Origin of the sequence: Aeromicrobium sp., assembly GCF_036676885.1 — a bacterium.
In the GTDB taxonomy this organism is placed as follows: Bacteria; Actinomycetota; Actinomycetes; order Propionibacteriales; family Nocardioidaceae; genus Aeromicrobium.
The window spans coordinates 1-12,454 of the sequence record NZ_JAKFCB010000287.1 but is presented as its reverse complement, the minus strand read 5'-3'; the positions used below and the strand labels follow the sequence as shown (position 1 = coordinate 12,454).

11 protein-coding genes and 1 pseudogene are annotated in these 12,454 nt (G+C 69.0%); 3 read left to right on the top strand and 9 right to left on the bottom strand.

Translation table 11 applies throughout. The annotated features are described in order from the left end of the window. The first annotated feature begins 252 nt into the window (after nt 1-252). Together V6M46_RS13045 and V6M46_RS13040 are read left to right on the top strand one after the other, a co-directional pair. Nucleotides 253-903 (top strand): plastocyanin/azurin family copper-binding protein, encoded by a 651-nt coding sequence (locus tag V6M46_RS13045; RefSeq protein ID WP_332665796.1) that lies wholly within the window; start codon nt 253-255, stop codon nt 901-903. Continuing rightward, nucleotides 893-2,305 (top strand): PepSY-associated TM helix domain-containing protein, encoded by a 1,413-nt coding sequence (locus tag V6M46_RS13040; RefSeq protein WP_332665793.1) that lies wholly within the window; start codon nt 893-895, stop codon nt 2,303-2,305. Before V6M46_RS13045 ends, V6M46_RS13040 begins: the two co-directional genes overlap by 11 nt. 24 nt (nt 2,306-2,329) lie before the next feature. On the opposite strand, the gene V6M46_RS13035 is transcribed toward V6M46_RS13040, so the two are convergent. The 5 genes from V6M46_RS13035 to guaB form a co-directional block, all read right to left on the bottom strand. Further along, complete coding sequence (locus V6M46_RS13035) at nt 2,330-3,139, bottom strand: MOSC domain-containing protein (RefSeq protein ID WP_332665791.1); 810 nt, start codon at nt 3,137-3,139, stop codon at nt 2,330-2,332. Further along, the gene (locus V6M46_RS13030) at nt 3,136-3,594 is read right to left on the bottom strand and encodes a GNAT family N-acetyltransferase (RefSeq protein WP_332665788.1); all 459 of its coding nucleotides are present in this window, start codon (nt 3,592-3,594) and stop codon (nt 3,136-3,138) included. Before V6M46_RS13030 ends, V6M46_RS13035 begins: the two co-directional genes overlap by 4 nt. Then, nucleotides 3,591-4,697: a GuaB3 family IMP dehydrogenase-related protein gene (locus V6M46_RS13025; RefSeq protein WP_332665786.1), complete on the bottom strand. Its 1,107-nt coding sequence runs from the start codon at nt 4,695-4,697 to the stop codon at nt 3,591-3,593. Before V6M46_RS13025 ends, V6M46_RS13030 begins: the two co-directional genes overlap by 4 nt. A 35-nt stretch (nt 4,698-4,732) precedes the next feature. Further along, nucleotides 4,733-5,842 carry an NYN domain-containing protein gene (locus tag V6M46_RS13020; RefSeq protein WP_332665783.1) on the bottom strand — a complete coding sequence of 370 codons (1,110 nt, stop codon included), beginning with the start codon at nt 5,840-5,842 and terminating at the stop codon, nt 4,733-4,735. 64 nt (nt 5,843-5,906) lie between these two features. Beyond that, entirely contained in the window at nt 5,907-7,421 is a 1,515-nt protein-coding gene (gene guaB, locus V6M46_RS13015) for an IMP dehydrogenase (protein ID WP_332665779.1), read from the bottom strand. Between the two features lie 109 nt (nt 7,422-7,530). On the opposite strand from guaB, the gene V6M46_RS13010 reads away from it, so the two are divergent. After that, entirely contained in the window at nt 7,531-8,133 is a 603-nt protein-coding gene (locus tag V6M46_RS13010; RefSeq protein ID WP_332665776.1) for a TetR/AcrR family transcriptional regulator, read from the top strand. Here V6M46_RS13010 and V6M46_RS13005 read toward each other — a convergent pair. The 4 genes and pseudogenes from V6M46_RS13005 to V6M46_RS12990 all read right to left on the bottom strand — a co-directional run. Continuing rightward, nucleotides 8,130-9,119, bottom strand: coding sequence for an ABC transporter substrate-binding protein (locus V6M46_RS13005; protein ID WP_332665774.1), 990 nt, complete (start codon nt 9,117-9,119; stop codon nt 8,130-8,132). The two genes, V6M46_RS13010 and V6M46_RS13005, sit on opposite strands and share 4 nt — an antisense overlap. Nucleotides 9,120-9,141: 22 nt before the next feature. After that, nucleotides 9,142-10,581, bottom strand: a complete 1,440-nt coding sequence (locus V6M46_RS13000; RefSeq protein ID WP_332665771.1) for an RNB domain-containing ribonuclease — start codon at nt 10,579-10,581, stop codon at nt 9,142-9,144. A 74-nt stretch (nt 10,582-10,655) separates the two neighbouring features. After that, nucleotides 10,656-12,260 carry a chaperonin GroEL gene (gene groL, locus V6M46_RS12995; protein ID WP_332665768.1) on the bottom strand — a complete coding sequence of 535 codons (1,605 nt, stop codon included), beginning with the start codon at nt 12,258-12,260 and terminating at the stop codon, nt 10,656-10,658. Between the two features lie 89 nt (nt 12,261-12,349). Beyond that, nucleotides 12,350-12,454: pseudogene (locus tag V6M46_RS12990) on the bottom strand (co-chaperone GroES); the annotation flags it as partial.

The window sequence follows — 12,454 nt, the reverse complement described above, 5'->3', positions numbered from 1 at the left end:
CACGTTCCTGCAGCACGTCTACGCGGCACACCTCGAGACGAGCCCGGGCCAGCAGGTGGCTGACGCTCTCGCGATCGACCAGTACGCCAAGACGCACACCGTGATGCTCGAGAACATGCTCAAACCGCTCGCCGGCGAGGACCTGAGCTCCTGCTAGCAGCACGCCTGGTGTGGTGGTCCGGCCGAGTCGCAACCGGCCGGACCACCACGCACCAAGTATGACCGGACCCACCAGCCTCGGAAGGACATTCCATGTCGTCTCCTCTTTCCACCTCGCGCAAGGGTCCGCGGGTCCTGCTCGCCAGCCTCCTCACGGCCCTCACCCTCCTGGTGTCGCCAGCCTCGGAGGCCTCCGCGACGACGCACCAGATCACGATCAAGAACTACGCGTACGGGTCCGGCTCGATGGGCATCTCGCAGGGCGACACCGTCACCTGGACCAACAAGGACAGCGTCCCGCACGACGTCGTCGTGACGAACGGGCCGGTGAAGTTCCGCTCGCCCATGCTGACCGAGGGCCAGAGCTGGAGCTACACGTTCACCCGGCCCGGCTCCTATTCGTACACCTGCAGCGTCCACCCGGACATGAAGGCGAACGTCACCGCCAACGCGAAGGCGGTCGCGCCCGCGCCCGCCGACACGAAGCCGGCTCCGGCCCCCACCACGGGCCACACCGCGACCGCGCCGTCCGCGACCCACGCGACGCCGACCCCGACACCCACGACCGAGTCGGCGGCGCCGGGCGCGGCGTACGCGGCGACCACCGCGGACCAGTCCGAGGCGTCGTTGGACCCGCTCCTCCTGCTGCTCGGCCTTTCCACGTCGATCGTCGTGTTCTGCCTCCTGCTGCTGGCCTCCCGGCCACACACCGCGGCGTCCGAGGTCGATCCCGATGGCGACTGACACCCTCACGCCCGAGCGCCGGGCTGACCGGTCGAAGCAGCCCCGAGGTGGCCTGTTCCGGGCGTTCTGGCGCTGGCACTTCTATGCCGCGTTCGTCGTCGTGCCGATCCTGCTGGTGCTGGCCACGACCGGGCTGATCTACCTGCTGCGGTTCCAGCTCGAGCCGTTGATGCACGCCGACGTCATGAAGGTCGAGCGACCGGTCGGCGTGAGCGAGTACGTGCCGTACGAGGACCAGCGGGCGGCGGTCGCCAAGGCGTATCCCGACGCCACGATCGCCTCGATGACCGAGCCCAAGGGTGACGACCGGTCGACCGACTTCTACCTGAGCCTGCCGGACGGCTCGAGCCGCGACGCGTACGTCGATCCGTGGACCGGCGAGGTGCTGGGCGACCTCAACCCCGACACGACGCTGAGCGGCATGGCGGTCCGGCTCCACGCGGACCTGATGCTCGGCACCAAGGGCGACATGGTGATCGAGCTCGGCGCCTGCTGGGCAATCGTCATGGCGCTGACCGGCTACTACCTGTTCATCCGCGGCCGAGCCGCGCGCCTCCGTCGCAAGGTCTCGGGCGCCGCCGGCGCTGCGATGCGCAGCCGCCACGCCCTGATCGGGTCCGCGGTCGGTGTCAGCCTCCTGGTCCTGTTGGTGTCCGGGCTGCCCTGGACCGGGTTCTGGGGCAAGCAGGCCCAGACCATGGCCACCCACAACAGCAACTCGATGTGGGGCACCGATCCGGGCGCGGTGTCGAAGCCCGGCTCGACGCTGGACGAGTCGCTGCCGCACAGCCACGCTCACGAGATCCCATGGGCCCAGGGCGACAAGACCGTTCCCGAGTCGGCCAAGGCTGACAAGGTGTCAGTCGCGAACGTCGACACCGCGGTCGCGGTCGCCGACCGCGCGGAGTTGCAGCACCCGCTGACGATCGCCCTGCCTGCCGACGACAAGGGTGTGTTCTCTGCCATCAGCTACGCGTTCCACGACCCGTCACGGGAGAAGACCGTGCACATCGACCAGTACGGCGGGCAGGCCGTCGGGACGTACGGCTATGCCGACTACCCCGTGCTGGCGAAGGTCGTCTCGCAGGGCATCGGCCTGCACGAGGGCCGCAGCCTCGGGTCGGTGAGCTTCTGGGCCGCGGCGCTGTCGTGCCTCATGATCATCTTCATGTGCGTGTCGGGTCCCCTGATGTGGTGGCGCCGGCGTCCGAGGAAGTCCGGCTCCATCGCCGCACCCCGGGGTCGTATGCCGATGCGTGGCACCCCGCTGCTCGCGGTGGGCATCGTCGCCCTCGGCGTGTTCCTGCCGTTCTTCGGCATCACGCTGCTGATCGCCCTGCTGCTCGATCAGCTGGTCCTGCGCCGGATCCCGCGACTGCAGACCTGGTTCAACGTCGTGTGAAACGGCTCTGCGAGCGACGGCAACCTAGGCGACCGTGACCTCGTCGCCGACCGACATCTTGCCGGTCGCGAGCGGGATGATCCGGATGCCGAACCACGTCTTGCCGGACCACTTGCGGTACCGCGCGAGCGTACGGATCGGCTCCTTGCCGTGCGCCAGCGTGACCGGGTCGATCGTCGTGACGACGCACCGGTCGCAGTGCTCGGCGAACCGGTAGGGCACGTCGCCGATGTGGATGCCGCGCCAGTCGTCCTCGGCGAACGGGACGTCCGAGCCGTCGACGACCACATTGGGCCGGAAGCGTCGCATCACCATGGTCTGCGGCTCGTGGTCCTCGGCGATCCAGGCCTCCAGCTGGGCCAACGACGACGTCGTCGTGAGCAGCAGCGGCCCCGTGTCGGCGAGACTCAGCGGCTCGGCGCCGAGACCGCCGTGATTCTCCGAGACAGGACGGCGAGCCGGGTCGTCCTGCCACGCCAGGCGTACCGGCTCCCCGAGGAGCCGGCTGCACCACGCCGCCGCGGCGTCGCCGGCATCGACCATCGTGGCGAGCCTGGTGACGTTGACCGGGATGACCGGGCCACCGTGGGGAACGGCGACCGTGAGCGGCTCCAGTCCCGGCGCCGCGAGCGTCAGCGCACCGGACTCCTCGGGCGTCGCGGTGACCGTGAGCAGGCGGCCGTGCGTCGTCGCGTTGAGCCTGACGCCCTGCGGGTCGACGACGGCCCAGCGGCGGTCATCGCGCAGCCCCGCGAGCTCGACGCGAGCCGATGCCAGGTCGACCGGTCCCGTGGCCTTGACCGGATAGACGTGGATCGACTCGACCCGAATCACAGCAGCTTCTCGAAGCACAGCGAGTAGGTGACCTCCTCGTACGGCGGGTAGACCGGGATCGGGGTGTAGCCGTGCCGGTCGTAGAACTTCAACGCCGCGTGCTGCTGGTCGCCGGTGTGGATGATGACCCGACGAGCGCCCTCGTCGCGAGCGGTCTGCTCCATCGCCGCGAGCAGCTCGTCGGCGATGCCCTGCCCGCGACGGTTCGGCACGACGTACATGCGCTTGATCTCGAGCTCACCGTCTAGCTCGCGCAGGCACGCATGGCCCACGGGACCGTCGTCGTCGTACGCCACGACCGTCGCGACGACGGATGCCGGCTCGATGCCCTCCGATCCCGACCGGTGCACCGACGAAGGATCGGATGCGTAGAGCTGGTTGCCGTATGCGACGTGCTCGGCGCGCAGCGCCACGGCGTCGGGGTGGTCGAACGGCACCCGCTCGAGGTCGGTCACCCGACGACGACCTCGACCCGCTGGAACTCCTTGAGGTCCGTGTAGCCCGTCGTCGCCATGGCGCGACGCAGCGCGCCGATGAGGTTCATCGTGCCGTCAGGGACGGATGACGGCCCGAACAGCACCGACTCGAGGTCGCCGACCGTGCCCATCTCGACGCGGGCGCCGCGCGGGAGGTCGGGGTGCCACGCCTCGGCGCCCCAGTGGAACCCGCGCCCGGGGGCCTCGACGGCCCGGGCGAACGGGGACCCGATCATCACGGCGTCCGCTCCGCAGGCGATCGCCTTGGCGATGTCGCCGCTGCGGCCGATCGAGCCGTCGGCGATGACGTGGACGTAGCGGCCGCCCGACTCGTCGAGGTAGTCGCGACGGGCCGCGGCGACGTCAGCGACGGCGGACGCCATGGGCACCGCGATGCCCAGGACGCTGCGCGTCGTGTGGGCCGCACCGCCACCGAACCCGACGAGCACGCCGGCCGCGCCGGTGCGCATGAGGTGCAACGCGGCCTGGTAGGTCGCACAGCCACCGACGATGACCGGGACGTCGAGCTCGTAGATGAACTCCTTGAGGTTGAGCGGCTCGGTCTGGCCCGAGACATGCTCGGCCGACACCGTGGTGCCACGGATGACGAACAGGTCGACGCCCGCGTCGACGACGGCGTCGGCGAACTGCTTGGTGCGCTGGGGTGACAACGCCCCAGCGACCGTGACACCGGACTCGCGCATCTGCTGCAGGCGAGCGGTGATCAGCTCGGCCTTGATCGGCTCGGCGTAGATCTCCTGCAGCCGCTTGGTCGCCAGCGGTCCGTCGATGCCCGCGACCTCCTCGAGCAGCTTCTCCGGATCCTCGTAGCGCGTCCACAGGCCCTCGAGATCGAGCACGCCCAGCCCGCCGTGCCTGCCGAGGGCGATCGCCGTCTCGGGGCTCATGACCGAATCCATCGGCGCCGCGATGACCGGCAGCTCGAACCGGTAGGCGTCGATCTGCCACGCCGTCGAGACCTCCTCAGGGTCGCGCGTGCGCCGGCTCGGGACGATCGCGATGTCGTCGAAGGAGTACGCACGGCGACCGCGCTTGGCCGTGCCGATCTCGATGTCTGCCATGCGTACAGACTAGTGCTCGGTGCCGACCGGCTGACCTACTGGACGCCGCGTTGGATGTCGTCGAGCGTCAGGTCGGGAAGCATGCCGGTCGGCTTGCTCGAGCGGCGTACGAGCACCGGCTGCACGTCGTCGCTCTCGCGCGCCAGGGCGTACGGCGTGCCGGCCAGCGCGAACCGGAGCGCACGGGACAGCGTGCTGACCTTGGCATTGGACGGGCTGACCTGTGGCGCCGCCGCCTTGATGGCCATCGCGAGGATCGGCAGCGTTCCGCCGTGGTTGGCGAGCTGGTCGAGGTAGCTGCGCACCTTCGGCTCGGAGAGGACCTTCTTCATGATCGCCTTGTAGTCGTCGGGCGACGTCGCCGGACCCTGGTGGACCACCGGGATCTCCTTGGCGATGCTGTGCCACTCCGGCTTGGCGCCGGCGCGCGCTGCGCTCTTGTCCGGCGCAGGCTCGACCTTCTTTGCCGGCTTCTTCTTCGCCGGCTCCTGCTGTTTGGCTGCTGCCTTCTTCGCGGGCGCCTGCTTGGCCGGCGCCTGTCTCGCCGGTGGCTCCTCGACGATCTTCTTCGCCGCTGCCTTGCGGGGCTGCGCCGTCGCCTTGCCCTGCTCTCCCGAGGAGAACACCGGCTTCAACGCCGCCACCGGAGGGACCGGCGTGACCTTGAGTGCGACGAACTGGTCGACCTCCTTCTCGAGCACCGAGTTGACCGGATGGTTCGACAGGGTCGCGCCGACGACGTACTTGTCGAGCTCGTGGAGGCGGCGCACGAGCGGTACGAAGTCACCGTCGGCCGACACCAGGACGAACACCTCGATGTGGTCGAGGTCTGCGGCGACTCGCAGGCAGTCGACGACGAGCACGATGTCTGCGGCGTTCTTCTCGGCCTTGCCCACCGAGAAGACCTGGACCGTCTCGACCCGGCTCCGCTCGACGTCGCGGCGATAGTCCTCGAGGCCCAGCGCGTTCCAGTCGGCGTACGCCCGCGCGACCGCGATGCCGTTGGCTCCCGCCTCCTGCGATGCGGCCTTGTCGATCTGGTTGAGGATGTCCTCCATCGACACATCGGGGATGTCGAGCTTGCCGTAGCCCTTGAACAGGTTCTCGGCGTCGATGAAGACGGCAACGTTCTTGCGAATGGTCACCTCTCGAGGCTAACGGTGGTCCCGATGCGGCGTCCCGCCACCACGCCTCGGTCGCCGGCGCCGTTCAGCGCGAGGACGAATAGTTGGGTGCCTCGGCGGTCATCTGGATGTCGTGCGGGTGGCTCTCCTTGAGCGACGCCGAGGTGATGCGGACGAAGCGGCCCTTGTCCTGCAGCTCGGGGATCGTACGCGCGCCGACGTAGAACATCGACTGGTTGAGCCCGCCGATCAGCTGGTGCGCGACGGCCGACAGCGGGCCGCGGTAGGCGACCTGGCCCTCGACGCCCTCGGGCACGATCTGGTCATCGCTCGTGATCTCGGCCTGGAAGTAGCGGTCCTTGGAGTACGACTTCTTGCCCCGGCTGCTCATCGCGCCGAGCGAGCCCATGCCGCGGTAGGCCTTGAACTGCTTGCCGTTGACGAAGACGACCTCGCCCGGGGACTCCTCGACGCCTGCGAGCATCGAGCCGATCATGACGGTCTCGGCGCCGGCGACCAACGCCTTGGCGATGTCGCCCGACTGCTGCAGTCCGCCGTCCGCGATCACCGGCACGCCGGCCGGCTTGGCGGCCAGCGACGCCTCGTAGACCGCGGTGATCTGCGGGACGCCGCAGCCCGTGACGACCCGGGTCGTGCAGATCGAGCCCGGCCCGAAGCCCACCTTGACCGCGTCCGAGCCGGCGTCGACGAAGGCCTGGGCGCCCTCGCGGGTCGCGACATTGCCGCCGATGACCTGCACGTGGCGGGTCGCCGGGTCGGTCTTGAGCCGCTTGACGATGTCGAGCAGCATCCGGACATGGCCGTGGGCGGTGTCGGCGACCAGCACGTCGACGCCCGCGTCGATCAGGGTCGTGGCGCGCTCCCAGGCGTCGCCGAAGTAGCCGATCGCGGCGCCGACCATCAGGCGACCGTCGGCGTCCTTGGTCGCGTGGGGGAACTGCTCGGACTTGACGAAGTCCTTGACCGTGATGAGACCCGCGAGCCGGCCGTCGTCGTCGATCAGCGGGAGCCGCTCCCGCTTGTGCCTGCGCAGCAGCAGCGTCGCGTCCTCACGGGCGATGCCGACGTGCCCCGTGATCAACGGCATGGGGGTCATGACCTCGTCGACCTTGGTCGTGGCCCACTCGGCGACCGGGGTGAACCTCAGGTCGCGGTTGGTGATGATGCCGAGGAGCCGGCTGTCGGTGTCGACGACAGGAAGGCCCGAGACCCGGTACTCGCCACAGGTCCGGTCGAGCTCCTCGAGCGTCGCGTCGGGGCCGATCGTCACGGGGTTGGAGATGATGCCGGTCTGGGTGCGCTTGACCAGGTCGACCTGGTAGGCCTGGTCCTCGAGCGACAGGTTGCGGTGCAACACGCCGATGCCACCCTGGCGCGCCATCGCGATCGCCATCCGCGACTCGGTGACGGTGTCCATCGCGGCGCTGATCAGCGGGATCCGGAGGTTGATCTCACGCGTCAGGCGAGATGTCGTGTCGATCTCGCTGGGGTTGAGATCGGAGAAACCGGGCAGCAGAAGGACGTCGTCGTACGTGAGTCCGAGGGACGCAAACTTGTCAGGAATGCCCGTGTGCTCCATTGCCACATCCTATCGCCCCCACGAATCGCGGCCGCGGCCCTGAGCGCGCTGTGCGACCGGCGTCACAGATCAGCCCGCATTGAACCCGTACCCGCAGTATGATGATCTGATGGACCGCAAGCCAGGGCGCCCGCGGGCGCTCACTGTCGACGTCATTGCGCAGGCCGCACTTGACGACGGAATCGCCACGTTCAGCATGCCGTCGGTAGCCCGTCGGCTCGGGGTAGCTCATTCCGGTCTGTACCGCTACGTCGAGGATCGAGATGACCTGCTCATCCGCGCCCTCGACAAGGCGATCGTCGCAGCGACCTGGCCGGACGCCGACCTGCCCTGGCAGGACCTGCTCAAGGGCATCGGCGAGACCATCTGGCAGATGTGCGAGGACCATCCGGGCCTCGACACGGCTGCTTTGGGCGCACCGAAGTCGCCTCGTTCGGTCGAGGAGCGGATCGAGCAGTACATCGAGTCGCTCAAGGGCCAGGGCTTCCAGCTCGAGGACGCCGCCGTGGCCGTCGAGTTCGTCATCACGCTGGCGCTGACGGCTTCCGCCGAGATGCGCCGGCTCAAGGCGATCGAGAAGAGCCACGCCGACGGTCCCCGGGTGCCGGTCCTCAAGGCCTACGACACCGAAGAGGTCTGGCGCGGACGCGGCTGGTACGACCGGAAGCTCGACATCGTGCTGGCCGGACTCGACGGGCGTCGCTCCTCCTAGCTCGCATACTTCTCCAGCTCGGTGGCGAGGCGGTTCATGATGTCCGCGTACGCCCGGTAGCTGGGCGGCGCGACCGACGTCCACGGGATGTACGCCTTGTCCTTCGCGGCCTGGAGCGTCTGGAACACCGGCTGGTCGTCGAGGATCGCGAGGCCGGCCTTGCCCACCCGGTCGTCGTAGAGCATCACGTCGGCGGGATAGAGGTCGGCCTTCTCCCAGCTCAACGTCTGGAAGTAGCCACCCTCGTCGGGCTTCGTGGGCACCGTGATCGGCAGCTCGAGCTGGTCGCGCCAGTACTTCAGGTCGGGGCTGACCTCGGGGTTGGAGACATAGAAGACGTCCTTGGCCGGTGAGCCGACGACGATCTTCTTGGCGCCGAGGTCCTTGCCGGCCTGCTCGACCTTGCCTGCCGCAGCGGTGAAGTCGTCGTGCGCCTTGGTGACGGCGTCCGTGTCCACGTCGGCGCCCAGCGCCTTGGCCGCCCGCTCCGTCGAGTCGAGCATCTCGGGCAGCGTCTTGCCGTCGAAGCTCACGACCAGGATCGGCGCGAGCTGCTCGAGCTTCTTGGCGGTCGCGTCGTTGACGTACCAGAGATCACTCTCGAGGTAGGCACTCGTGACGACGAGGTCGGGCTTGAGGCTTGCGGCCTTCTCGAGGTCGATCGAGCCGTACTCGCCGCCACCCGTGACGTCGGTCGCCTTGCCGATGTCGAGGCCGGCAACCTGCGAGTCCGGCTCGCCGTCGGCGTTCTTGAGCGGCCCGAACGTCCCGACGATCTTGTCGCCGAGGCCGAGGTCGGTCAGCGCCGCCGCGACCGACGACTGCACGATGAGCCGCTTCGGCGCCTGGTCCAGCGAGATCGAGGTGCCCAGATCGTCCTTGTAGGTCCACGGGCCGGAGCCCTCGGCATTGGACGCCGACGAGCCGCACGCAGCGAGGGTCAGCAGAGAGAGCATGGCAAGAGTCGCGAGGAGTCTTAGTTTCATAAGGGCAGCCTAACCTAAGTGGCTAGCGCCGTGACGCCGCCCCATATGTGAACTCGACCTCACGGCGGCGCTCGTCGACCGCGGCCAGACGTATGCTGACCCGCTCGCCCTCGTGCAGGCCGGCGCCGCGGCAGCGGGCGATCACCGGCGGATCCAGCAGCACGACCTCACCACCGTCACGGTCGGCATGCATCACGACCGCCTCGAACGACTCGCCGATGCGACCGGAGAGCGACCACACCTCGGCCTGGTCGATGCACGTGCGATCGGCCCTGGAGGCGCGCTGGTCCGACGTCGTCATGATCCCCGGCAGCTCCGGCAGCGCGTCACGCACCCACTCGGGCACGGGTCGCTCCTCACAGATCGCCAGGCAGACCTCGGTGCCGAACCGGTCGGCCAGTCGCCGCAACGGAGCGGTCACGTGGGCGTACGGACCACCGACACCGGCATGGTCGACCTGCGCCGGGACCGGTCCGTCGAATGCCGTGTAACCGGCCCCGCGCAGCATCCGGGTCGCCTCGGTCATGAGCGCGACGGATGCCGGCAGCTCCGGGTCGAGTGCCACGAGCACCTCCGCCGGGGTCGCGCCGTCGGTCACCGGGACCTTGAGGGCACGCGCCGTGCTGAGGAATCCGGCCAGAGCCCGATCGTCCGGAGGCGGGAGCGTACGCAGGAGGCCGACCTGGGCGTCGAGCATCAGTCGGGCGGCCGCCATGCCGGTCAGCAGGGAGACCTCGGCGTTCCACCCGTCGACCTCCGTCCGGACGCGCATCACGACCCGCCAGCTTCGTCCCGAGCCTGCCGAGGAGCCGCCACCGTCGCGCTCGACCTCCTGCTCCGGCAGCGCGAGCTCGATCGCGCCACGGGCGACGCGTACCTTCTGGCGAAGGCGGCCGAGATCGGCGAGGGGCTCGAGCGACGCGTGCGGGGAGCCGGCGTCGAACGACTTCTGCACGCCCTCGTAGTCGAGCTGGGCGACTGATCTCACGAGCGCGCGGCGCACCGACGCGTTGCTCAACGTGCCGTCGGACGCGACATCGATGGTCCACACTGCGGCACCACGGACCTGGTCGACGAGCAGGCTCAGCGAGTCCTCCGAGATCGTCGGCGGGTGCAGAGGCACCCGGCCGTCGGGCAGGTAGATCGTCTGGCCACGACGGCGTGCCTCGGTGTCGACCGCGCCGCCCGGCGGGATCGCCGCGCCCAGATCGGCGATCGCGTAGGTGACCCGGAACCCGTCGCCCACACGCTCGAGGAACATCGCCTGGTCCAGGTCACGGGCGCCGGGTGGGTCGATCGTGACGAAGGGGATCCCGGTTGCGTCCTCGACGCCGTCGCGCACCGCTGCGGCGATCGTCGCGGCCTCGGCGAGGGCGTCGGACGGGAAGCGGTCCGTCTCGGCGGCCGGCGGGAGCTCGAGCTCGGCACGTACGCCGTCGAAGTCGTGCCGTGGAGCGCTCACCCGGACGAATCTATCCGGGAACGCAGAAGCGGGCCCCACCCGGAGGTGGGGCCCGCCATCAAGCGGTCCGGCTCTCAGTGATTGTGACCCGCGTGTGCGTCGGCGGCTTCTTCGGCCGGCTTCTCGACGATCAGCGTCTCGGTCGTGAGGAGCATCGCGGTGATCGACGCGGCGTTGGCCAGCGCGGAACGCGTGACCTTGACCGGGTCGAGGACACCCTGGGCGACCAGGTCGCCGTACTCCTCGGTGGCCGCGTTGTAGCCCTGGCCGCTCTCGCGGACCTTGTTGACGACGACCTCGCCGGAGACGCCGCCGTTGCGGGCGATCCATTCGAGCGGGGCGTCGGCGCCGATGCGGACGATGCGGACACCGACCGCCTCGTCACCGGTCAGGCCGAGGTTGCCGTCGAGCACCGACACGGCGTGGACGAGAGCCGAGCCGCCACCGGCGACGATGCCCTCCTCGATCGCCGCGCGAGTCGCCGAGACGGCGTCCTCGATGCGGTGCTTCTTCTCCTTGAGCTCGACCTCGGTGGCCGCGCCGACCTTGATGACGCAGACGCCGCCGGCGAGCTTCGCGAGGCGCTCCTGGAGCTTCTCGCGGTCCCAGTCGGAGTCCGTGTTCTCGATCTCGGCCTTGATCTGGCTGACCCGGCCGTCGACCTCGGCCTTGTCGCCGCCGCCGTCGATGATCGTGGTGTCGTCCTTGGTGATGACGACGCGACGAGCCGTGCCGAGCGACTCCAGGCCGATCGTGTCGAGCTTGAGGCCGACGTCGGGCGTGACGACCTGCGCGCCCGTGAGGGTCGCGATGTCCTGCAGCATGGCCTTGCGACGGTCACCGAACGCGGGCGCCTTGACGGCCGCCGACGTGAACGTGCCGCGGATCTTGTTGACGACGATCGTCGAGAGTGCCTCGCCCTCGACGTCCTCGGCGATGATGAACAGCGGCTTGCCGGCCTGGACGACCTTCTCGAGGATCGGCAGCAGGTCGCTGACCGACGAGATCTTGCCCTGGTTGACGAGGATGTAGGGATCGTCGAGGACGGTCTCCATGCGCTCGGTGTCGGTCACGAAGTAAGGCGACAGGTAGCCCTTGTCGAACTGCATGCCCTCGGTGAACTCGAGCTCGGTGCCCATCGTGTTGGACTCCTCGACCGTGATCACGCCGTCCTTGCCGACCTTGTCGAAGGCCTCGGCGATGAGCTGGCCGATGACGCCGTCACGCGACGAGACGGTCGCGACGTCGGTCATGTCCTTGACGGAGTCGACGTCGCGGGCAACCTCGTGCAGGCGCTTGACGACGGCCTCGACGGCCGCCTCGATGCCCTTCTTGAGGCCGACCGGGTTGGCGCCGGCGGCAACCGCGCGCAGGCCCTCGTGGACCATGGCCTGGGCCAGCACGGTCGCGGTGGTCGTACCGTCACCGGCGACGTCGTTGGTCTTGGTGGCGACTTCCTTGGCGAGCTGGGCGCCGAGGTTCTCGAACGGGTCGTCGAGCTCGACCTCACGCGCGACGGTCACGCCGTCGTTGGTGATCGTGGGGGCTCCCCACTTCTTGTCGAGGACGACGTAGCGGCCCTTGGGGCCGAGGGTGACCTTGACGGTGTTGGCGAGCTTGTCGACACCGCGCTCGAGCGAGCGGCGGGCGTTCTCGTCGAATTCGAGGATCTTGGGCATTGTCAGCTTCTTTCGAAAATCATGGGTTGCGACGGGTGGCTGAAACGTGAGAGGCCCCGGCGCCCGCAGATGGGCGCCGGGGCGTCAGATCACGAAACGACAGCGAGGACGTCGCGAGCGGACAGGATGAGGTACTCCTGGCCGTCGTACTTGACCTCGGTGCCGCCGTACTTGCTGAAGATGACCTTGTCGCC

Excerpts from the sequence above, each read along its gene's own strand:
- V6M46_RS13045 (WP_332665796.1), top strand. The coding sequence starts at position 253 with ATGTCGTCTCCTCTTTCCACCTCGCGCAAGGGTCCGCGGGTCCTGCTC.
- V6M46_RS13040 (WP_332665793.1), top strand. The coding sequence starts at position 893 with ATGGCGACTGACACCCTCACGCCCGAGCGCCGGGCTGACCGGTCGAAG.
- V6M46_RS13025 (WP_332665786.1), bottom strand. The coding sequence starts at position 4,697 with ATGGCAGACATCGAGATCGGCACGGCCAAGCGCGGTCGCCGTGCGTAC.
- guaB (WP_332665779.1), bottom strand. The coding sequence starts at position 7,421 with ATGGAGCACACGGGCATTCCTGACAAGTTTGCGTCCCTCGGACTCACG.
- V6M46_RS13010 (WP_332665776.1), top strand. The coding sequence starts at position 7,531 with ATGGACCGCAAGCCAGGGCGCCCGCGGGCGCTCACTGTCGACGTCATT.
- V6M46_RS13005 (WP_332665774.1), bottom strand. The coding sequence starts at position 9,119 with ATGAAACTAAGACTCCTCGCGACTCTTGCCATGCTCTCTCTGCTGACC.
- groL (WP_332665768.1), bottom strand. The coding sequence starts at position 12,260 with ATGCCCAAGATCCTCGAATTCGACGAGAACGCCCGCCGCTCGCTCGAG.